Origin of the sequence: Metabacillus sp. Hm71 (assembly GCF_051842955.2) — a bacterium.
In the GTDB taxonomy this organism is placed as follows: Bacteria; Bacillota; Bacilli; order Bacillales; family Bacillaceae; genus Metabacillus.
Window position 1 is genome coordinate 5,725,446 of record NZ_CM200278.1, and the last position, 21,648, is coordinate 5,747,093.

The following is a 21,648-nucleotide window of genomic DNA, read 5'->3' on the forward strand; positions in this document are numbered from 1 at the left end:
ACCGCATACTTTTAAAAATTTCACTTTTCTTATTATAAATGATTTGCTCGTTTTTTATTTCCAATATAAAGTACGACTCCGCCAAAACCTAGGATCATGAATCCCAGCAGTAAAAGATTATGCACCGATGTAGCAGTTGCTGGAAGCTCATTTTTTTCCATGTTTACTGGCTGTTGGGTATTTTTATCCGAATCAACCTGTTTATTCCCATCGGATGAATTAGGATCGTTTTCCGTCTTTTCACTGTCAATTTCTGATTCCTTGTCTGTTCCTGATCCCTTGTTATCTGAATCCTTATCCTGATTATCCGTTCCTGAATCCTTGTCCTTGTCATCATCTTCATCAGGCGTTGTGACAGGAGCTGTTTTGTCCATGTTAACTTCAAAACTTTTATAAGCTTCAACATTACCTGCGTTATCAATGCTTCTATAATCAACAAGGTTCTTACCAACAGCAAAGGAGTTAATAGGTTCAGTATATTCCGTCCATTCACCTTCATTTATTCTGTATTCTGTTTTTGCTACTCCAGAATGTTTATCAGAAGCTGATAGTGTGATGGAAACATCTTTATTTGTTTTATTTGTTGGAACATCGCTTGCTGTTGAAACAGGTGCCGTCTTATCGATTTTAACTGCTTCACTTTTTACTTCTTCTTCATTCCCGGCTTTGTCGATGCTCTTATATTCAATGGTATGAATACCTTCGTTTTGTAATTTAAATGCCTTCGTATACTGGTTCCAATCACCATTATTTAGTTTATATAATGTTTTAGCAACTCCCGATTGATCATCAGTCGCATGTAATGAAACATTGACATCACTAGAGTACCATTCATTACCCTTTGGTGAAGAAGATTGTCGTTCTATTTTTGTTACAGGCGGTGAGCCTATAGTAATACGGTAATTGCTTTTGCTTACTTCTCGGTAATCGTAATTACCTTTTTTATCATATAAATAAATGCGATCTATTTTCCATTCACCTTCACCCTTATCCTTCTCAACGCTATAGGTACCCTCATATTTTCTGGTTTTAGAGTTATAGTTGAGGGGAATCCCTATAACATAAGCGTTTGGATTAGCGTTTGGATTTATATACTCAACAAACACACGACTAACCCCTGCTTCATGGTCTGTCACATCTGCCGAGATCTTAACTTTATCACCAACCGTAGCCTCTTTCGGCGATACTGTAAAACTATGTAATGTCGGTGGTGTATCGTCAAAACCGGTTCCGTATACTTTGATACTATAGTTGCTTAAATCTCGGTATTCATTAGTATCTCTTTCATCATATTTATAATTTGGATCGCTTTGAAAAGAATACTCATTACCTTGATTATCATATACATAAATGGAAGTTAAGTGCCATTTGACGTCACGATCATCCTTTTCAACGTTGAAGGTACCCTCATATTTTCCAGTTGTAGAGTTATAGTTGAGGTCAATACTTTTAGCAGAGTCAGATTCGTATAGAGTTGAATAATAAACTCTTACATTTTTAACCCCTGTTACATCATTTGTCACATCAGCCGAAATCTTTACTTTATCACCAACTGTAGCCTCTTTAGCCGATACTGTCACACTATGTAATGTCGGTGGTGTAACGTCTGGAATCCCGTATACGTTAATATCATAGTTGTTTAAATCTCGGAATTCGTAATTATCTCCTTCCTTATAATGATTATATCCTTTGTTATAAAATCTATAATTATGATTTTGATTATCATTTACATTAATTAAGGTTACTCTCCATTTACCTTCAGCATCATCCTTTTTAACGTTGAAGGTACCCTCATATTTTCTGGTTGTAGAGTTATAGTTGAGAGCAATTTCTTTACCACCACTAGATTCGGTTGCATGATACCAAAGACTTACATTTTTAACCCCTGTTACATCATTTGTCACATCAGCCGAAATCTTTACTTTATCACCAACTGTAGCCTCTTTAGCCGATACTGTAAAACTATGTAATGTCGGTCGTGCAATATCCCCTTGTGCAAAGCTTGTTACTGCTGGAGATAATAAGGATAAAATCAACAATAAAACCGTTATTTGCGCAAAAAAACGTTTCTTCCAAACTATCATAAAACCGTCTCATCTCCTCTACTTTATAATTTCAGAAGTTACTTCTTATCAAATGAAACTTCTCCACCCTCCCTATTTATAATTTAAACCCAATTAAATATAATAAATTTTATTTTTTTTCAAAAGATTCAAATTACATATGTTTACTAAGACTATATTACCAATTAATACCACCAAATAATTCATGGTTTCGCAGCTGATAAAAATAGTTGAATAGCGATAAACTCTCCCCTTTTAAGTTAAATTGGTTTAACGTACGTATAAAAATGCATCAGATATAAAGGTACCACCTATCTTTCAGTCATGATTCTTAATGGCCCTTTCGTTGAAGAAAATCCGGAAACGTTGAATGAATACTCTACATAATCACAACTATCAAAAGTAAGCAAAAAGGCCAAAACCTTATATCAAGGGTTTGGCTCTTGTCCGTTTTTTATCAATTATGCAGGATTTTATACATCATTGATTTATCAATGTTTTGCATCTCAAAAAGCCTGGAAACTAGAACTAAAAATAATAGAAAAAAGAGATATTAACATAAATTATGGTTAATACTGTTTCTATAGCTGGGAGACAGGAATATAAAACGTCTCTAACAATATTCACGAAATAAAAGAGGGATTTTGTTATGAAACCAAATTTTGACTTAACGAGTAAGGGGCTTTGGTATCCAATTACTCTTAGTCTGATTCTACTCGTCTTTATTTTGTTCATGCCGAAGAGAGTAAGCAAACAAGAAATCTATACTACGTTTGGGGTGATTGGCTACATCGTGTGGACAGTGGATATGACATTGGGTGACCCACTTGACTTTTTTAATGTAGGAAGCGGTAAGGTAACAGCCGTTCCGGAACTGTTTCTGTATGGCATGATTCCGGGTTTGATCGCTATAATTTTTGTTAATTTTTATAATGAAGCTCATAAATGGACTTCTATTATTGGCTTTACACTAGGCTCGTATTTATTGAATTGGTTTGCCGTACAGGTTGGTATCATGAAACTTAATAACTGGCAAACCTGGTATTCGATTCCGATCTTTTTTGTTGTCTATGCCTTTTTTCTTCCATTGCATATACGATTTATTAAAAAATTAAAGGAGGTGTGATCATCTCCTTTTTAAGAAAAAAGAATCTTCAATCGAAGATTCTTTTCTCTATGTTATTTGAAACGATGTGCAAACCTTTACAAATTGCGTTCCAGATTTTCTTTCAAATCAACTCGTTTTGACCTTTCTTTCATTTCCAGCGTTTTTATACTTCACTTTATTTTTATATCCAACTGGATTGTTCCCCCATAATTGCATCGATTTCCAGCCTGTTAACTGCTCAACCACTGTTCGAGTTTTGCTGTCCATTTTATTCAATGAACCGCCAGCTTTAAGTCGGTTGATTTCATTTAATAAAATCGTATGGGATTCCTTTGTTAATTTGTATCGATAAGAGATGATTAAGCCTCCAATAAGGAAGAGCAATGTTCCAATTGTAAGAATGGCCATAATAGCATTTAGTGCCGATTGTGTTTGTGCCGTTTCTCCTGACACAAAACCTGCTTTTTCTAATATGACACCAACAAGGAAGATTGCAAGTGCTTGCGACGCTTTGCGGATAAACGTCATCATGCCGGCAAACACCCCTTCTCTTCTTTGCCCAGTAAGGACTTCATCAATATCCGGTATAAAGGAATAGTTATTCCACGGGATGTAATTCAAGCCTCCACGACCAAGTCCTGCGACACCAATCAAAATAAATAACATCACCATTAAATTAGAAGGATTCGCGTAATAGACTGTTAAATAACCAACGACTCCTGCCATAAAGAGCAAAATGGCCACCCGGTATGCCGGGGCAGGATTTAACTTGATTGTGATCGACATCGCTAACCATACACCAAGAATTTGCAATAAATACATGACCGTCATCAAGTTGGAGGCAACAATGGCATCTTGTGCCAGCGAAAAAATAATAAAATACGTAAACACGGCATTAAAGATATCCTGACTTAAATAGGCGCCTAAATACATCCCTAAATGCTGTCTAAAGGTTCTGACTCTCAATGTCGATAATAAATCGACATAAACCTTTTTCACGTTTTCAAGGAATGGAAGCTTTTCCTCCGCTCCCTCTTCACGAAGGATATCTTCTAAAGGTCTCTCCCAAGTAAATTTATACACAAACGTTAATACACAAATAAAGATAACGGTAAAAATTCCGCCAGTGTAAAGAAATGTTGCTGGATCATCTTTGCCAAGCGCTTCTACTAATCTACCAGGAATAAAGGCTGCGAAAACGGCCGATAGCTGAGCAGTAAACATGCGAGCACCAGTGAATCTTGAGCGTTTCTTATAATCTGATGTCATCTCTGCTGCTAAAGTTTCATAAGGGATTAACACCATTGTATAAACAATTTCAAATACAATATACGTGAGTAAATAATACCAGTAGCTCATCCCGCTGACCCAAATAAAGGTATAACTAATCACTAAAGGAATTGAAATTAATAAGAAAAACCTTCTTCTGCCAAATTTTCTCCCCAATTTGGTTTTATGAAAATTATCGGTTATGTACCCCATTACCGGCGCTGCAATGGCATCGACAAAACGGGCGATCGCAAAAATCGAACCTGCTTGTACAGGTGTCAACCCGCAAAAGGTCGTATAAAAATATAACAACCAAGCTGCTGTTAACGCAAAAGCACCCGCACCTAAGAAATCAGTAGAACCGTATGCAACATAATTTACTAAGTTAATTTTTCTATCCTTCATTTCGATAACCTCCTCATTCCATGTTAAAAACGTTTTCAAAAAGAGATACATTCTCCGATTTTTCTTTTTGTTATGTCATAATGGATTTTTGTTCGTAGAAATTTTATTTGACGATAAGGGATCGATTCCATAAGGTATCGATTCCACAATTTAACCGCTAACATTAACCGCTTTCAAATAAGTGTGTTAGTATAGGTATTAGGAATTTTTTACAAGTCTTGTTTTTCCATCTATGAAGCTACAATCCTGTTGTTCCACATTACTTTGTATCACATACTCAATCATTTGAAAAGCCTTTCAATTTTTATTAGCAGACGCCATTTAAGAATATGCTGTTCCGTTTAGAGCATAAATGCATAACGTTTGTATTTTTCTGTTTAAATCCCATTATGTTTGTTTATTTCCCTTTTTGTTTTTGATTATACTTACATTAGCGCTTTAGGTCAATAATTTCTATCAATTTTTTTATAAATATTTAAATATAGACGTTTCAGCTACAATTTGAAACGAAAGTGAACAAAAATAAACAAATAAAAACCAACTATAACCTGAAGATATTATTTACTAACCTTTTTAAACGGCTCTTTGTTTCTATGAAAAAAGAGTTGCCTCAACACCCCTCATACTCTATCAAGCTATCATGGTTCAGATCCAGTTAAAGAAGAAATATACAAGTTTATGTTGTATTTAGTGTAAACACCTAAATTCAGGCTTATTTCCTAGGCAAATGTCCATAACTATCCATTCCTTTTGCATATAGTGTAATTGTGTAGAAAAGAAAACAGCATTAATTTTTAACTTAGTAAAAGGAGTGTTTTACTTGTATTACTACGATTACCCAGGAATGAATATTCACGGTATAAACCAATATGAAAACCTTGATAGACAACAGCCATTAGGGAAGCCTTACGGCGGACAGGGTTATGGACAAAGATTTGGTCAAGGGTACGGACAAGGTTATGGACAAGGTTATGGACAAGGATTTGGACCGGGTTTCTATCCACCACGACCTCCTCGTTGCCGCTGGGTTCGCGAATGTAGATGGGTTTACCGTTGCGGCCCTGGTGGCGGCTTTTACTCTTATGACTATGATGACTATGATGACAACGACTAATTTGGTTTTAGCGGATATCTTTAAGAGCATTGAATATAACGAAAAAGGATCTCCTAGAAGATCCTTTTTCGTTTCTATATCTTTATTTTCACAAATTTCCGCTTCCCAACCTGTACGATTAAATCATTTGTTACAGTAACCTGTAATTGTGTATCCTCGACCTTGTTACCATTTAATTTAACCCCTCGATTTTCAATCATTCTCCGTGCTTCGCTTTTGGATGTGAACATGTTTAAGGCCATAAGCAAATCGATGATCGAGATCTCAGTCATTCCTTGCCATTCAACTACCGGTATCTCATCGGGAAGTGTTCGTTGTTGAAAGACAGAAACAAAATGCTGTTCAGCTTTTTCAGCCGCTTCTTGGCCATGGTACATGCGGACGATCGTTTTGCTAAATAGCATTTTTGCATCTCTAGGGTGCAATTTCCCTGTGTTTACTTCGTCTTTGATCATTTGAATTTGCTCAGGTGTACAATCTGTTACCAATTCGAAGTATTTCATCATTAGTTCATCTGGAATGGACATCGCTTTTCCGTACATTTCTTGCGGGCTCTCGTCGATGCCGATGTAATTTTTCTTTGATTTTGACATCTTCTCTACACCGTCAAGTCCCTCTAATAACGGCATGAGCAGTGCAACTTGCTTTTCTTTTCCGAATTTCTCTTGAAAATGCCGTCCCATTAAGATGTTGAAATGCTGATCGGTCCCGCCGAGCTCAATATCACATTCCAATTCAACCGAATCATAGCCTTGCATTAACGGGTAGAAAAATTCATGCAGAGAAATCGGTTTTCCGAAAGCAATCCGTTCTTCAAAGTCATCTCTTTCTAAAAGTCTGGCAACGGTGATTTTTCCCGCTAATTGAATCACATCCTCAAAATTCAATTTAGACAGCCACTTCGAGTTGTAATGCAGCTCTACCTTTGACATGTCAATAATTTTGGCAAATTGTTCGAAGTAAGTCTTCGCATTGTGTTGAACCTCTTCATCGGTTAATTGCTTTCTCGCAACGGACTTTCCTGTCGGATCACCGATTTTTCCGGTAAAGTCGCCGATAATCAGTTGAATCATATGGCCATTTTCTTGAAATTGTCGAAGCTTGTTTAAAACGACCGTATGACCGAGATGGACATCTGGAGCAGACGGATCCAGCCCCAGCTTTATTTTTAATGGCCGATTTTCAAGAATGGACGTTGCTACTTTCTTTTCTAACTCTTCACTTGGTATGATTTCTTGTACACCTTGGCTGTAAATCGCCATCTGCCTTTTGACTTCATTTCTCTGTTCAGCAGTTAATTGTTTCATTATTTTTCCCTCCTAAAAATGAATAGAAAAAAACCACATCCCGAAAAAGGGACGTGGTTAAACTTTTGCACGCGGTACCACCCTTATTGAAGAATATCATTCTTCCGCTCAATGATTAACGGTCACCCGTTCTTTGCGGCAATTTCGCAAAGAAAGCTCCAGGAGTGTATTCGTGTTATCTTTGTGTCGATTCGCACCACCCATCGACTCTCTGATTACAGGGAGATAACGACTACTTCTTTTCCTCTCAGCGCTTTTTTCCTATTAAATTAAAACTGATTTTCCCGAATGATTCTCCTAAGCAATGCCGCCATGCCTTTTTGCTCATCAAGCGTTAATTGTGAGACAATCTCCACTTCACCTTGATGAAATCTCGGATATAGCTCCTCCATTACCTGCTTGCCTTTGTCCGTGATCGTGACAAATGTGATTCTTCGGTCCCTTGTATCCACTTTTCGATAACACAATTCCTTGCGCTCCAGTGTATTCGTAATATTGCTTACGGTTGCTTTTGTTACACCAGCTGACTCAGCTAATTTTTTCGTTTCAACAGAATTTCCGATCCACAAATCATATAGGATGGAAAAGGATGTCCAGGATAACCCATACTTAACAAGCACTTCACGTTCCATTTTATTTCTTAAGCCTTGTGCAATTCGGTAAATATTCGTCACAACAGCAATAGCATCGAGGTTTAATGAGCTAATCGGCGTTTTCGTCAGGAGATTGATTGTATCGATCTCTTCGGGCAGCAATTCTCCCGCTTCGTTAAACGAATGGATGTTCCTCACCTCGTGAATTTTCATAATCGTTAGCTATGAAACGATTTTAGCAGATGGAATGTAAGAATGCAACAATTTAACTTTTTTCTTAAGCTTGCCTTCTTAATATGGCATTATCGCCCGCTAATACCATATTAATGGCAATGATCATAAAAAGTACTTTTAAAAATTCCATTTCCATTTATATTCCTCCCTTTATAAAAAGTAAAAATAAAGAGGCCTTTGCCATCTAATTAGGCAAAGGTCTCGCTAAGCATAGTTATATACCAACAAAGCCGATGGCGTAATCCATCGGCTTTGTTTCAATGCTACTCCCCTTTACGAGGATTCATATTGTCCCTATAGGGTTACGAAGCTTACCAATCTGCTCTACTTCAACCACCACATTATCTCTTGACTTTATTGGGCAACTTCCAGCAGGCGTTTGGATAAACTAATGGTGGAAGAAGGATTTCTCCCTGATCTGGAATCAAGGTCGTTGTCGGTTTAAAAACAAAAGCAGTTCTCTGAGGTTAGCTATTCCCCCAGTCTCTGTAGTGATTTCTGCATCTCGTCCCACTTAATCCAACTGTTCCTTCTATCACTTTATCAGCTTGGAGGGAACATAATAATAGCACCTACACTTAGCGCAAAAATACGGAACAGGTACATAGGTACTGAGAACAACCAGAACTGTGGAAGCTTATATTTACCCATTCCTAAAATCATAGCAGGCATACCATCAACTGGCATGTACCCGCCGTTCCATCCAGATATTACAACTGCAATTGCGGCAGCAGCAGGATTAAGTCCCAAACTAATGCTGGTTGCAATAGCGATTGGCGCAAAGATGTATACAGAACCCATATTTGAACCAGTAAAAGTAGCACAGGTACTAGTTAGAAGTGCGAAGATGAAGATAAGAATGAATGGATGGATATTAGTACCTAATGAATTCGCCACAGCCTCTCCGATCATAGCTGTAAATCCAGAGTTAGCCAAAGCGTCAGCAACGCCGATAACACCAGCCATCATAAGGATTACAGGTGCACCCATATTATCTCGAACTTCCTTGAAGTCAAGTACGTTGATTATTAGTAAGAATGCTCCTGTAAGGCCAGGGATTACATAGGCAGCATTGCCCAACACGTTCATAAGCATCATACCAATAACACTTACGATAAATGCAGCGATGGTGCAGTATTCCTTCCATGCAGGCATAGTCTCAATCTCAGTCGTAACCGCCACCTCATCATATCCAGAAGCTTCCGTAATTGGATGATCCGGTAGAAGACGATAAGCAAACAAACTCCATACCAAGAAACCAAGAGAAAGGATGAAATTCACTACAGCAAATTTCGACATAGACAGCCCGTCGGTATAACCTGCCGTTTCCAGTACGCTAACAGTAACACCATATAAGAGTGCTACATTGAAAGGAATCAAAGGGTGGTTAGTAGCAAACCCCAAAGGCATCATCAGTTTGGACGTAGGCATTTTTTTATTGTAAGGGATAGTAGATATCAAAGATAGAATCAGTACATAGTAACCAGTGGAACCGGTACCTGCTAAACTGGCACCAAGCATAACTACCACGAGCAAAAGAGCATAGCTCTTATAACCGCCCTTATTTACCAAAGCAAGCATAGAGGACTGAACCTTACCAATCAAACTAGTCTTCATTAGTCCCGCCATAACAACCATAAAGCCAGCGACCATGATAACGCTTGGGTTCACGAAGCCTGCGAAAGCCTCCTGAACAGTGGACAGACCGGTGACTACTAGCAGAAGGGAGGCCAAGATTGGTGGGAAGCCGAAAGCAAATTTATCTGACATGATCATTACAATCATCAGAATCAAGATACCAAGGGCAAGAATCATTTCCATTGTCATTTTTTGTTTCTCCTCTCTCTTAAGTGATGACACTTTGCTATCATATTGTAGACTGTCAAGGTATCTTAGTGAGCCTGAGCAGCCGTTGGGTTATAAAGTCCTACTCTCTTTTCTTCCCCACCATATTCTGCTTGGTGAAGCGAACATATTTCTACCTTTAAGGGTATGGGATGCATAAGCCAAATGAAGTGCTCCATCAGAAGACTGCATCAAGTAAGGACAATCATACTGGCGATTATCGGTCTTATTCTCATCCCCCATGAAGCGAAGCCCTCACCTCCAACCAGATGACCATTATCTTTATAAACTGACCCCATACTCTGTTCATTTATTGGGTAAGAATCTGTCTAAAGCCCGTTTTTATGAATGAGACTATCAAATATAATTATGTGATAACTTAATATCTAACTTATTTCTCCAGATGTAGGGTTGTAAACACTTTCATTTTCACGTTTTTCACCATATATATCTTCAACTGAAAAACTGTTATATTTTACACACATTCTATTCTTATATGCGTATACTAAATGTAAACGTCCTTCCGCATCTTGATAAATAGTAGGATATTCAAATTGTGAATTATTCGTTTTATTCTCTGCTCCAATAAAACCTTCTGCGTGTTCAATAATTCGACCGATTGGCCAAGTATTTCCGCCATCTTCAGACACTGAAACCACTACCGGGTTTCTTAATCCAGGCCATGCTACTTTACCTTTTTCAGGATTATTAGCAGAGTTTGCATTATATGCAATAGCAATTGCATCGTTATCCAGTTTGATTGCACTTATACTTGCATTATTATTTGGTAAGGTTGTTGGCTTAGGCACTGTCCAAGAATCTCCATAATCCGTTGACTCACTTCTATAAATATAATCTGCAAATCTACTTCTCATAAATGCCACTAAATGACCATCTTCTAATTCTATAACATTGGCATGTACTCGTCCGTTACTTTCAGGCATGCGTACTTCTTTCCATGTTTGTCCTTCATCATCTGATACTTGAAATACTGTAGGATCGTTTGTAAGACCTAATTCTGAATCTTCACATACCCACGTGCTAAATATCCATCTACCATTACTTAAAACTTGAATAGCTTGTCGAGCAAATGTACCAGGCTGGCTAAATAATACTTCTGGTTCAGTCCAATTTTCACCATTGTCGTATGTTTTCTGATATTTAATAATTGACGTAAACTGCATATTATCTTTATCTGGTCGTCGACCTTCCTGAGAAGTATATATTAACCATACTGATTTATCAGGTGCGTGGAAAAATGATGGGTTTTGCTCACTGCGTGTATCATCCTGCGAGATAATTTTCGGTTCATTCCACTCCCCCGATTCATGATTAAATTTTGATAATACAATTGAAATATCAGGACTGCCTTCAAATGAACCCGCAAACCATGCACATAATAAATCTCCATCGTCTAACTTAATAATAGTTGGTGCATGTGCGGTTGAAAAAGGACCAGATGGAATTAAAGAAAAATCAATATTTGTATAATCATCATGATATAATTTACCGTTTGGAATTGACTTGTTAATTACTAATTTATTATTACTCATACTAATCACCCTATCTTTCTAATTTAAACTTCTATCAGAAACATGCGTTGAAATCTGAACCACTCTTAAATACAGTTAAAAAATCATAGAATATTTATTAGTATTGTAAGCTGCCATAAATTTCAGTATACTTTTATCTCCAATAAGTAAGGGGTTACATTTTTCATATAAGCTTTTCTTTCGAAAAGCTTTGATTGAGACTTCAGGTCCGATACCGATGGTATGTGTTTTCTGGGGGAACTTAAAATTATTCCTAAGTGCTAAATGTCCGAATGACCCCAAATCAATTCACATTACACGAGGAAATTTTTCTTTAAGCCCCCTTAAAACTCTTTTTGGATAATGGATATCCTAATTCTTAATTGAAAATTTCTTTTGGAGACAAATCAGCAGCAGATTGGATGGCTGCAAGCATACTTCTTTCATCAGCTATATTTTTCCCGGCAATATCAAATGCAGTACCATGGTCTACAGAGGTACGAATAACACCACCATTTAAACCAACCGTGATATTAACACCCTCTTCCAAGCCTAATACCTTTATTGGCACATGGCCTTGATCATGATAACAGGCAACGACCAGATCAAAATCACCACGAACCGCTCGGAAAAATACGGTGTCTGCAGGGTGTGGACCACTTACATTTATTCCCTCAGCAATCGCTTTCTCAATTCCCGGAACTAGTTTTTCTTCCTCTTCCCCTTCTCCAAACAAGCCATTTTCACCCGCATGTGGATTAATTCCGCAAACCGCGATTCTTGGATTTGTATAGCCCGCACGTGTTAATGTTTCGTGGGCAAGCTTAACCACTTTATACGTCCGTTCTGGCGTAATAGACTGAATCGCTTTAATCAAGCCAACATGTGTGGTCAAATGGATGACCTTTAATTTGGGTGAAGATAACATCATCGAATAATCCACCGTCTCCGTTAATTCTGCAAGGATTTCGGTATGTCCCGGATATAGATGCCCTCCTTTGTGAAGGGCTTCTTTATTTAATGGTGCAGTACAGATCGATTGAATCTCCCTATTCTTCGCCAATTCAACAGCCGTCTTCAAATATTGAAAGGCAGCATCTCCAGCTTTTGGTGATAATTCCCCAAAAGGCAGATCATCAGGTAGTAAATCCAGATCAATACAATCAATTCTGCCAAATTCAAATTTGCTTTCAGTGACAGATGCAACCGCCGCAACGGTTAATGGTGATTGAGTGATACGAATGGCTCTTTCTATCATTTTCGCATCACCGATCACAACTGGTCTGCATATTTCGTAAACAGCTGGATGGCCCAAGGCTTTCACGATGATCTCAGGACCCACTCCTGCGGCGTCCCCCATGGTAATCCCTATAATCGGCTTCATCATATACCCTCCCATGAAGTTTATAAACGGCTTTCAACATGACTTCCTTTGAGCCAAAGTTCCCAGCCTTAGTGACAATAAATAACTCTTTGTCAGTGGATACCCGGCCAAGCGGGATACCGGATTCTACTTCATCCAGTAAAATAAATTCATTCGCATTTAATTGAAGGAAAACTTGCTGAGCGGTATCTCCTCCAGTTAAAAATAAATACTTTAAATCATGAACACGGATCATTTCTGCCGCAAATTCACCTAATACCATTGAAATGATATTACTGATTTTAACAGCATCATATCCCAGTTGCTCTCCAATTTTACGGGTTTCATTCACATTATTCGAAGAGTATAAAACTACATTTTTCCCTTGCAAAAAGGCCTCTTTAGCCCCGGACAGGATTCGCATTAATTCCATTGCCTTTAAATCTTCGTCCTGTAAAACTTTTGCCGAATCCATTTCCAGTCCAACAGTATCCGAATAGTTCAAAAGATGCTGCAACTGGGACCTCCCTGTTTCACTAACACTGCCAACAACCAAGAGAACAGGTTCACGATGAATAGGCAAAGGAAGCGTTTTTTGGACTTGTTTCATCCCGTAAATCTCCGGTAAATAATTCATTAAACCGGCAGAACCCACCCAAACGACGGAAAAATCGGTCTGGTGAATCAACTCCACTAACTTTTTCAAATCGGACTCTTGAACAGAATCAACCGTAATGTAAGAGATCTGATTGTTCTTACAGGAAACCAGTTTGTCCATGATCGTGTCATATCCTTGATGAATCTCTTGGAATGTAATATGCTCTACCTTCCGCTTCGATTGATTCTCTATTAATCTTTTAATCTCTGAATCCCTGACAGGTGTTTTTGGATCTTTTGCCACCTCGGTATTCTCCAATTTAACGGAATTCAGATAATGAATTCCATTGATGACTTTACGCCCATTCACCGGAAAGGCAGGGGCTATAATCACGAAATCCGGGGAAAAAGAATCAAATATGGCATTGATTTCCTCCCCAATATTCCCTCTCATGGTCGAATCAATCTTTTTATAGACCAAGTCAACTGGTCCTGATTTTATCGTGTCACATACCTTCTTCACTCTTTCGTAAGCCTTAAACCCGGTAACAGAGCGACTGTCTGTATTGTAAATAACTGCGTCATAGTCATTAATTTTTTCAGAATGTTCCTGCACCACAACGGACACCTTTAAACCAAAACGGACTAGCTGCCCTCCACAATCACTTGCCCCCGTTAAATCATCCGAAATGACTGATATTCTCATAATCTGGCATTATAGCAGCTGGCGATAAATCGCTTCAATATCTGCTAAACTTAATTTTTTCGGATTATTATTTAATAAACGGGTGACTTGTGAGGCTGACACAGAAATTTCCGGCAATTCTTCTTCTTTAACACCATAGTTTTTAAGATCTTGAGGGATTTCCAACACATTGGTCCACTCAATGATTTTTTCCACAACTTTTTCTGCCAATTGGCTATTGGAAAGACCTTGTACGCTGATTCCCATAGGTTCAGCAACTAAAGCCAATCGGTCCGTTATCGCATCCATATTGTATTTCATGACATGTGGAAGGAGCATAGAATTTGCCACACCATGAGGAATTTTATATTTTCCTCCTAGAGGATAAGCCAGAGCATGTACGGCTGCTGTTCCTGCACTTGTTAATGCCATCCCGCCATACATAGACCCTACCAACATTTTTTCTCTTGCCTCGATCGATTCTCCATTTTGATACGCTTCCACAATACTCGAAGAAATTAACCGGATCGACTCTAACGCAAACATATCACTGATTGGATTTGCCTTTGTTGAAATAAAGGATTCTAAAGAATGAGTAAAAGCATCCATCCCTGTTGCAGCCGTGATTGGCTTAGGTAATTTTAATGTTAGAACAGGATCAAGAATAACAAGGGTTGGAAGTAAATACTTACTTACAATACCAACCTTTAATTCTTGGTCCGGCAGGGTGACAATCGCATTTGGAGTAACCTCTGCACCGGTTCCGGAAGTGGTTGGAATCAAAATCGTTGGGACCCCTGGATTCGCCACAAGGTCAGTTCCCAAAAGCTGCTCAATCGAAGCATCGTTTGTTTTCAACACGGAGAGAATTTTTATTGTATCAAGAACACTTCCCCCGCCAATACCAATCAATACATCATAATTCTTACTTGCCGTTTCTCCAAATACTTGTTCAATGTTCTCTAATGTTGGTTCTGGCAGAATGTTCGTATTAGTATCAGCCGAAATTCCTTTTGCCGCCAATTGACTAACTATTTGTTTGACAAAGCCCAAATCCACCATCGTCGGCTGTGTAATGATCAGTACTGATGTCACCTCCACTCCCAGTAAATTCAATTTTTCTCCAAGCAACTGGAGTGAGTTTGGTCCTGCTACAATATTCTGTGCGGTTTGAAATTGATAAATCGTTTGCATTTCCATCCACCTTTCTCATTCAGTTATGTTGTGATACTATCGTTATTTAACAATCGATACTTTTTGTTGTTTATAAAATTCCACCATTTCTGCAACCTTTACTAACGCATCTCCTGATATCTCAGATACAGGCATTTTTGGCGGTCCTACTGGAACACTATAAAGTTCTACCGCTTTCTTTAATACAGAAGGCAAGGTTCCGTATTTAAAGGTGTCACGGAGAGGCTGTAATTTTTCCTGATTTTCCTCCGCCGCTTCTATATTGCCCTCTAACCATTTGTTGTAAATTGCAACCACAACATCCGGAATCATATTGGCTGTCGCAGCAACTGCTCCTTCCCCCCCCGCCTGTAAGGTTTGGAGAATCAAAGAATCTGTACCGGCAAAAACGGAAAAATCTTCATCCTTTGTTGCATTGATGTAATTCTCGATGTTGGCAAAGCTGCCGCTGCTATCTTTGATTCCCACAATATTTGGCACTTTAGCTAGTCGTGCAACGGTTTCAGGCTCAAGATTAACCCCTGTTCTAGCTGGGATATTGTATAAAAGAACTGGAAGGGAAGTACTCTCAGCTACCTTTTCGAAATGAACCGCCATTTCCTCCTGTGATGGCGTTATAAAGAAAGGAGTAATCAAGGATAAAGCATCTGCGCCCAGCTGCTCCATTTTTTGTGATAAATCAATCGTTTCCTCTGTGCTATTACCACCCGTACCAATGATTACAGGTACTCTTCCATTTACTTCCTTGATGACAATCCTGGCAATTTCTAATTTTTCCTCGGTATTCAATAGGTGAAATTCCCCGTTTGTTCCAAGAATGAAGAGTCCATGTACACCTGAATCAAGCAAATGGTTTGTTAATTGTCTTGTAACAGATTCGTTGACTTTTTGTTCCAAAGTTAATGGAGTCAACATAGCTGGAATGATTCCTTTTAGTTCCATACCCTTACACCTTTCTAATTTAATTGTTTATTTTTTAAACAGTTATAATATCGCTTACATGTTTAATTATAGATTATAGTGTTTATTTTTGCAATCAATATATGTAATAAAATTTATAAAAACATCAAAACTGTTTAATTTTGAAACATTTTGATGTTTTTATCTACAGTTTCTTTAATTTTCTCCATAAAGTGGTTCGGTTAATCCCCAGCCTTTCAGCCGTTTTGGTTGGATTCATACCTTTTTCCCAGCCAAACCTGCCTGATATTATTCTCTGTTCGATTTCCTCTAGAGTACCACGTCAGTTGACCAATTATCTTATCGAATCAGGAGTTCACGGTATTTTTTACGTTAAGCACAGCCTTGAAAAACAATAACAATCTAATTAAAGTGTTTAATTTTGAATCATATAAACAATTTATTAATCGCTTACATTTCAAATTGTAGATTATTGTGTTAATTTAATCAACAAAATTATTTAAATAATTTAGAAATATATAAAAAAAGGTCATCATTGTTTATTTTTTAAACAACGATGACCTTTTTTCACTATATAGCCGAAACTGTCCATTGGAAAATTACATATCTGATTTTAGCTTTCTCCATAAAGTTGTTCGATTAATACCTAGTCTCTCAGCTGTTCTTGTTTGATTTTTCCCTTCCTCAATCCAGATCATTCTAATAATCTTTTGTTCAATTTCCTCTAAAGTCCCTGATAAATCAATTTGAACTTTGTCAACAGCTTGAGCTTTTGAACCTAAAACTTTTTTAATGTCATAATTTTCAAGATATGGACCATTTGCTACAAAAATGCTTTCTTCGATAATCTGTTTTAATTGAGTGATGTTTCCAATCCAATTAAAGTTTTCTAATTCATCTTTTGCATCATTACGAATTCCAACTATTTGCTTACCAAATTTTGTGTTGAATTCATTTATGAATATAAGCGATAAACTTTCAATATCTTCTTTTCTTTCTGTCAATGAAGGAAGATGCAACGTTAATCTTGCTATGTAATAATACAAGTCTTGATTAAAAGCCCCACTTTTTAAAAGTGTTTGACTATTTTTACTAGAGGAAGCAATTAAACGGCACCCAAGTGAGTTTTTGCTTAAGTAATCAAATATCCTTCCTTGTATTGAGCTTTTTAAAAAGTCAATATTTTTAAAGAAAAGAGTCCCTTTTTCATGTTGAACTAATAAATTGGATCGTTCCCCATTTAATAATTCTTCCCATTGGGCTTCTCCTATTAATTTGCAGTCTAATATAAGTAGAGGATATGTACGATTCGAGCTGGTAAAATGCATAAAATAAACTAAGCTTTCTTTTCCAGTCCCTTCTTCACCACTAATCCAGACAGGTGCTTGTTCATCACGGTAGGCTTCTGCCATTTTTAACGTATTTTGCATTTCTTCATTTTTTGACACCATATTATTAAAATATTTTACTGAGCGGTTATCATTTAAAGAGGATACTAATGAAATTCCTTGTTCTTTTTGTTTTTCAATTGATTTACATCTTTGGATACGAAAAACCACTGCCTTTGAATCGATCATTTGTATGATGGATCCTTTCATACTCCATATCCTATTTCCATTTTTATAAATCATTTTAAGAATACCTTTTTTTAGCACTTCATTAACGGCATCTTTTATATTAAAGCTTTCCTCAAATGACTTATTAATCTCTATATCAAAATACTTATTTGAAAAAACACATTGAAAGTCTTGATTATATACAACGATACCTTCTTCCTCTTCTTGAATAATACTATGAGAGATCAAATAATGCTTTTTAAGAGAAGAAAATAAATCATGGATTCTTTTTGCGTGTTGAAAAGCTTTTATTACACTCTCTTTTCCAGAAGTAAGTAAAATACCATTTAGGCCAATTTTCTCTGCCTTTTTTACAGTAATGACGTCACCAATAATCATCTGGTAACCTTCTTTTTTCAACTTTAATAATATTGGCTCAACCTCCTCCTCCTGTCTCACCTTAAATGTCGAGAATTCTATATCTAATATTCCGCTAATCGTAGCAGCACCTTCAGATATCGGAGAAAAACCAACGATTGCAGTTTTACCTGGATAATCCTTTACAAGTGTTAACACACTTAACATATCGTAACCTGACACTTCAATTTCAACCACAGGTATGGGAACTTCTTTTTGAATCAATTCAGCAGTCCCACCACGACTAATAATAATGTCTGTACCATTATTTACAGCCTCTTTTGCAAGGACAACTCCCTTTTGTAAATCCCCTACCTCAACTTGCAATTCAAAATCTTCCTTTTCCCCAAGCCTAATCATTAGCTCTTTTAAGCCATCGTATGGGGCAATTGCCATGATCTTCATCCCATCACCTTCTGTTGCAATTTTAAACATTTATATTATATACCAAAATTCTACAAACTTATAGTAGTAAACATATTGAATAATGATCGCATATTGTCATGCTCGGGGGTAAAGGAACAATTGCCAAGTTTGAAGGTGATATATATATAAAGTCAACTACCCTAAGATTCAAGTGAAAAATGTTACTGCTTCATGATTGATGTAGAGCTGTATAGTTTAGATCCATGCGCTTACTTGCAATAGGCTAAGGTTGCAGCCAAAGAGATGGTAAAATCCAAATGGTTAATAGTGAAAGTATGGTCATTCCATCATTTGTAAGACACAAAGTTTTATTAGCAAAACAAATATCCTCCTAAAGATGAATACAACTAATATTTAGGAGTACATTCGTTTTTAACCCAAGGTAATCAAATTCTATAAATCTCATAGATCAACTTCGGCCATAAAAACAATCCCGATCTTTCTACTCTAAATAGAAAATCAGGGTTTTCTATTCTAAAAATGAGCTTAACATCTGTTTTGCTAGACCCTATCTTAATTGGTTTATTGGTTTTCATTATCATGTCTCTATCACCTTTTTTATAGTGTTTTCCCGGAGAACAAATCTATTCCTAACGATCCGTTACCTATTGACTATCCTCAATATAAAACAGGTAAAAAGACCTACTAAAATCGACATATTTCAACCCGATACTATAAATAACGGCAAAATCACTATAAGGTGAAGACGCAAAGCCAGAAGCTGCCATCAAGGATAAAAGGGGAATATGTTGATGTCGAATTATCATTGGGCAACACCCGAGGAAATTGAAAGAGTTAAAAAAAGAAAACGAACGATTCTATATGTTTCATTACCGATCGCGACTGCCTTTTTAACAGCGATGTTGACGATGCTGTTAAACTAAACATAAAAGCGCCTGGTTGTGGCCAGGCACTTTTGATTTGCATTATTTTTTCTTTTTATTAACAGAAGATTCTTCCTCTTCTAAAAACAAATCTTCGAGGTCAGTGTAATCATCATCCTCATCACCGTAGTCATATTCATCATAAATATCTTCATCATCTAAAAGGTCATATATATCATCAGTCATGAAATCGGCTATTTGCTCCAATTCATCTTCCAGGCCATTTTTAAGCTGGTGATATGCTTTTGACAATGAAGCTGTACTCACTTCATAGATCTCGGCGATTTCTGATTGCTCGTATAAGTCAAAGAATGGAATATTTTCGTTTACCAAACAATGCAATGCTGCTGCATAGATCTCCGGTTTACGAAAATACGGGTTTGTTTGCTGGCAGTAGATAAACTACAGCATTACCCCTAGGTCTTGAAATTGCTTTGGGAGTTCTTCTTCCTAGCTATGTTCTTTGTATATCTCAGCAACCTCTTCATACTTTGGGTTTGTCCAATTCAATTGATCAAGATCAGGGCCGCCCATTTGCCCAGCGAATATATTTAGGAGGAATTTTGGGAATTCATGAACCATAAACAGTTCGGCGCTTGGATAGTCACTAGCATCAAAGTCGGCTAAAACCTCTGCAGCCATACTTGACGCTTCGCTTGCTGAAAAATCGAGATACATCGTGAAATATGAATAATAGTTTCCATACGGAAGCAAAAAGCCAAGGAGAATTCCTCCCTCTCAATGTCCTCATGCTTTTCAGAAAGCTTTACTTGTTTCGTTTCAATCGTAATTACATCCTAAACCTCAATATGGAGATCATCAATGATCTTTTTCACTATAGAGAAGGAAGCAACAGTATGATTCCATGCTTCAAGCTGCTGTAAGGTTGATGATCGCAGCGTATGATTTTTCTTTTTCTGGTTAAGAAATTGTGTAAAGATGGTCTCCTCTGGTTCGATTTGAACGGAAAAAATTGCCCAAACAGTAAAGTATAAAGAAACTAAGTCCTCCTCCACTTCTAGCAAATCTAAACCATCCAAAAAGTCATCCATCATTTCCGTTAATAAAAATTCAAAGTGGCTAGTTGCAAATGCAAAAAGTTCGAACTGGAGTTGATTTAATTCATTATCACGAATTGTTTCTAGCGTCACTACATTATTTTCAAACAACATTGCTTATATTTCTTCCCGCTGCCACAAATGCATGGGTCATTTCTTTTTATGCTCACTTTTCACATCGCTTTCTGCCGATCGATGGTTTTCTACTACACTATTAACATTCTAGCCTTATTTCTTCTTTTCTATTCTTTTTAGGAATCTCCTACCTTGTATTCTAACAGAAAAAGAAGCAATTCCTATACAATAAGAAAGAACTGCTTCTTATAGTTGAAAATAATTTTGATGTTCATGCTTTTTGAGGCAATAAAGGAAGTGTTTTTTAGCGGATTTTATATGGAGGTTAAATCTCAATGTGCTTCTTTATTATGCCAATCTCTCTTTCATTCCGAACAGTCTTTTCCCATGTATGCTCATGGTCAGCCTTAAGCAATGTAAAACGATTCATCATTTCTTTATGCCGTTGCTCACTCTCCGTGCGCATGAGTCGAAGTTCTTCCCATATTAAAGATTGATCTTCTTTCATTGATGTTTGTTCTTCTCTTATTGAAGTTAATTCCTGTTTCATTGACATTTGTTCTTCTTTCATTGAAGCCTGTTCTTCACGAATACTGCCTACCATTTTTATTAGAGTAGTTAACATTTCTTCAATGCGGTTGAATCTTTCTTCCACCGTGCTCACCTCCTTCCACACCATTCTACATTTTTTAACTTTTTTTTGCTAATAAAAAATTGTCTAAAGAAATTCATATTTCCTATTTATGTTTTGTTTTGGAACATGACTTTCACTTATCCGTCTAAACGAAAATGCTTCCCATAAGTCTGCATTTGAAATTTGCTCCCTACCATATAAATCTGCAATTGTTCTTGCTAACCTAATAAGCTTAATTTGAACCCGGTTACTATAATTTTTTTACTAGATAATCAATAAAATTTCAACATTTACTAGAGGAACGGACAAATCCTGGTTAGAAGCAAGGTCTTCAGAGGGTTTAAGATGAAGGCCGCTTTTCGCGTATT

Annotated in this window: 19 protein-coding genes, 2 pseudogenes, 1 riboswitch and 1 other annotated feature; of the genes and pseudogenes, 2 read left to right on the forward strand and 19 right to left on the reverse strand. The window is 37.1% G+C overall.

The genetic code is table 11. The features are described from left to right. Positions 1–32: 32 nt before the first annotated feature. Complete coding sequence (locus tag ACSVDH_RS28060) at positions 33–2,084, reverse strand: OmpL47-type beta-barrel domain-containing protein (RefSeq protein ID WP_439250826.1); 2,052 nt, start codon at positions 2,082–2,084, stop codon at positions 33–35. A gap of 628 nt (positions 2,085–2,712) precedes the next feature. Here ACSVDH_RS28060 and ACSVDH_RS28065 point away from each other — a divergent pair. Then, a complete protein-coding gene (locus ACSVDH_RS28065) occupies positions 2,713–3,189 on the forward strand; it encodes a hypothetical protein (RefSeq protein ID WP_439250828.1) in 477 nt (158 codons plus the stop codon). Positions 3,190–3,297: 108 nt separating this feature from the next. Here the strand turns inward: ACSVDH_RS28065 and ACSVDH_RS28070 are convergent, their stop codons facing one another. The 12 genes and pseudogenes from ACSVDH_RS28070 to ACSVDH_RS28125 all read right to left on the reverse strand — a co-directional run bounded on the left by ACSVDH_RS28070 (position 3,298) and on the right by ACSVDH_RS28125 (position 18,638). Continuing rightward, complete coding sequence (locus tag ACSVDH_RS28070; RefSeq protein ID WP_439250829.1) at positions 3,298–4,845, reverse strand: MFS transporter; 1,548 nt, start codon at positions 4,843–4,845, stop codon at positions 3,298–3,300. 794 nt (positions 4,846–5,639) lie between these two features. Continuing rightward, the gene (locus ACSVDH_RS28075; protein WP_439250830.1) at positions 5,640–5,849 is read right to left on the reverse strand and encodes a hypothetical protein; all 210 of its coding nucleotides are present in this window, start codon (positions 5,847–5,849) and stop codon (positions 5,640–5,642) included. A 184-nt stretch (positions 5,850–6,033) separates the two neighbouring features. Next, positions 6,034–7,266 (reverse strand): tyrosine--tRNA ligase, encoded by a 1,233-nt coding sequence (tyrS, locus tag ACSVDH_RS28080; protein ID WP_439250831.1) that lies wholly within the window; start codon positions 7,264–7,266, stop codon positions 6,034–6,036. Between the two features lie 44 nt (positions 7,267–7,310). Then, positions 7,311–7,526 (reverse strand) — a binding site (T-box leader). A 9-nt stretch (positions 7,527–7,535) separates the two neighbouring features. Further along, a complete protein-coding gene (locus tag ACSVDH_RS28085; protein WP_439250929.1) occupies positions 7,536–8,048 on the reverse strand; it encodes a MarR family winged helix-turn-helix transcriptional regulator in 513 nt (170 codons plus the stop codon). 588 nt (positions 8,049–8,636) lie between these two features. Then, positions 8,637–9,920 (reverse strand): SLC13 family permease, encoded by a 1,284-nt coding sequence (locus tag ACSVDH_RS28090; RefSeq protein ID WP_439250832.1) that lies wholly within the window; start codon positions 9,918–9,920, stop codon positions 8,637–8,639. A 404-nt stretch (positions 9,921–10,324) separates the two neighbouring features. Further along, positions 10,325–11,491, reverse strand: a complete 1,167-nt coding sequence (locus ACSVDH_RS28095) for a sialidase family protein (RefSeq protein ID WP_439250834.1) — start codon at positions 11,489–11,491, stop codon at positions 10,325–10,327. 358 nt (positions 11,492–11,849) lie between these two features. Further along, on the reverse strand, positions 11,850–12,854 hold the full coding sequence (pdxA, locus tag ACSVDH_RS28100) for a 4-hydroxythreonine-4-phosphate dehydrogenase PdxA (protein WP_439250836.1): 1,005 nt from the start codon (positions 12,852–12,854) through the stop codon (positions 11,850–11,852). Beyond that, complete coding sequence (locus tag ACSVDH_RS28105; protein WP_439250838.1) at positions 12,802–14,136, reverse strand: four-carbon acid sugar kinase family protein; 1,335 nt, start codon at positions 14,134–14,136, stop codon at positions 12,802–12,804. The genes pdxA and ACSVDH_RS28105 overlap by 53 nt, the downstream gene beginning before the upstream one ends. Before the next feature lie 9 nt (positions 14,137–14,145). After that, the gene (locus ACSVDH_RS28110; RefSeq protein WP_439250839.1) at positions 14,146–15,309 is read right to left on the reverse strand and encodes an iron-containing alcohol dehydrogenase; all 1,164 of its coding nucleotides are present in this window, start codon (positions 15,307–15,309) and stop codon (positions 14,146–14,148) included. 42 nt (positions 15,310–15,351) lie between these two features. Then, entirely contained in the window at positions 15,352–16,251 is a 900-nt protein-coding gene (gene dapA / locus ACSVDH_RS28115; RefSeq protein WP_439250840.1) for a 4-hydroxy-tetrahydrodipicolinate synthase, read from the reverse strand. 163 nt (positions 16,252–16,414) lie between these two features. After that, a pseudogene (locus ACSVDH_RS28120) lies at positions 16,415–16,549 on the reverse strand (helix-turn-helix domain-containing protein); the annotation flags it as partial. Positions 16,550–16,829: 280 nt separating this feature from the next. Then, a complete protein-coding gene (locus ACSVDH_RS28125) occupies positions 16,830–18,638 on the reverse strand; it encodes a sigma-54-dependent Fis family transcriptional regulator (RefSeq protein ID WP_439250841.1) in 1,809 nt (602 codons plus the stop codon). Between the two features lie 664 nt (positions 18,639–19,302). Next, positions 19,303–19,358: riboswitch (cyclic di-GMP riboswitch) on the forward strand. Positions 19,359–19,381: 23 nt separating this feature from the next. Here ACSVDH_RS28125 and ACSVDH_RS28130 point away from each other — a divergent pair. Continuing rightward, entirely contained in the window at positions 19,382–19,513 is a 132-nt protein-coding gene (locus ACSVDH_RS28130) for a hypothetical protein (RefSeq protein WP_439250842.1), read from the forward strand. 42 nt (positions 19,514–19,555) lie between these two features. Here ACSVDH_RS28130 and ACSVDH_RS28135 read toward each other — a convergent pair whose 3' ends face one another. The 6 genes and pseudogenes from ACSVDH_RS28135 to ACSVDH_RS28160 all read right to left on the reverse strand — a co-directional run. Further along, positions 19,556–19,846 (reverse strand): hypothetical protein, encoded by a 291-nt coding sequence (locus ACSVDH_RS28135; RefSeq protein WP_439250844.1) that lies wholly within the window; start codon positions 19,844–19,846, stop codon positions 19,556–19,558. A 117-nt stretch (positions 19,847–19,963) separates the two neighbouring features. Next, positions 19,964–20,155, reverse strand: coding sequence for a hypothetical protein (locus tag ACSVDH_RS28140; RefSeq protein WP_518617448.1), 192 nt, complete (start codon positions 20,153–20,155; stop codon positions 19,964–19,966). A 155-nt stretch (positions 20,156–20,310) separates the two neighbouring features. After that, the gene (locus ACSVDH_RS28145) at positions 20,311–20,685 is read right to left on the reverse strand and encodes a hypothetical protein (protein ID WP_439250848.1); all 375 of its coding nucleotides are present in this window, start codon (positions 20,683–20,685) and stop codon (positions 20,311–20,313) included. Next, positions 20,664–20,741, reverse strand: coding sequence for an SEC-C metal-binding domain-containing protein (locus ACSVDH_RS28150; RefSeq protein WP_439250930.1), 78 nt, complete (start codon positions 20,739–20,741; stop codon positions 20,664–20,666). The genes ACSVDH_RS28145 and ACSVDH_RS28150 overlap by 22 nt, the downstream gene beginning before the upstream one ends. Before the next feature lie 230 nt (positions 20,742–20,971). Then, the gene (locus ACSVDH_RS28155) at positions 20,972–21,301 is read right to left on the reverse strand and encodes a hypothetical protein (protein ID WP_439250850.1); all 330 of its coding nucleotides are present in this window, start codon (positions 21,299–21,301) and stop codon (positions 20,972–20,974) included. Between the two features lie 63 nt (positions 21,302–21,364). Then, a pseudogene (locus tag ACSVDH_RS28160) lies at positions 21,365–21,526 on the reverse strand (magnesium chelatase subunit ChlI family protein); the annotation flags it as partial. Positions 21,527–21,648 lie beyond the last annotated feature (122 nt).

Excerpts from the sequence above, each read along its gene's own strand:
- ACSVDH_RS28130 (WP_439250842.1), top strand. The coding sequence starts at position 19,382 with ATGTCGAATTATCATTGGGCAACACCCGAGGAAATTGAAAGAGTTAAA.
- dapA (WP_439250840.1), bottom strand. The coding sequence starts at position 16,251 with ATGGAACTAAAAGGAATCATTCCAGCTATGTTGACTCCATTAACTTTG.
- ACSVDH_RS28125 (WP_439250841.1), bottom strand. The coding sequence starts at position 18,638 with ATGTTTAAAATTGCAACAGAAGGTGATGGGATGAAGATCATGGCAATT.
- tyrS (WP_439250831.1), bottom strand. The coding sequence starts at position 7,266 with ATGAAACAATTAACTGCTGAACAGAGAAATGAAGTCAAAAGGCAGATG.
- ACSVDH_RS28105 (WP_439250838.1), bottom strand. The coding sequence starts at position 14,136 with ATGAGAATATCAGTCATTTCGGATGATTTAACGGGGGCAAGTGATTGT.
- pdxA (WP_439250836.1), bottom strand. The coding sequence starts at position 12,854 with ATGAAGCCGATTATAGGGATTACCATGGGGGACGCCGCAGGAGTGGGT.
- ACSVDH_RS28090 (WP_439250832.1), bottom strand. The coding sequence starts at position 9,920 with ATGACAATGGAAATGATTCTTGCCCTTGGTATCTTGATTCTGATGATT.
- ACSVDH_RS28065 (WP_439250828.1), top strand. The coding sequence starts at position 2,713 with ATGAAACCAAATTTTGACTTAACGAGTAAGGGGCTTTGGTATCCAATT.
- ACSVDH_RS28060 (WP_439250826.1), bottom strand. The coding sequence starts at position 2,084 with ATGATAGTTTGGAAGAAACGTTTTTTTGCGCAAATAACGGTTTTATTG.
- ACSVDH_RS28095 (WP_439250834.1), bottom strand. The coding sequence starts at position 11,491 with ATGAGTAATAATAAATTAGTAATTAACAAGTCAATTCCAAACGGTAAA.
- ACSVDH_RS28110 (WP_439250839.1), bottom strand. The coding sequence starts at position 15,309 with ATGCAAACGATTTATCAATTTCAAACCGCACAGAATATTGTAGCAGGA.
- ACSVDH_RS28145 (WP_439250848.1), bottom strand. The coding sequence starts at position 20,685 with ATGTTGTTTGAAAATAATGTAGTGACGCTAGAAACAATTCGTGATAAT.
- ACSVDH_RS28140 (WP_518617448.1), bottom strand. The coding sequence starts at position 20,155 with ATGGCTGCAGAGGTTTTAGCCGACTTTGATGCTAGTGACTATCCAAGC.
- ACSVDH_RS28070 (WP_439250829.1), bottom strand. The coding sequence starts at position 4,845 with ATGAAGGATAGAAAAATTAACTTAGTAAATTATGTTGCATACGGTTCT.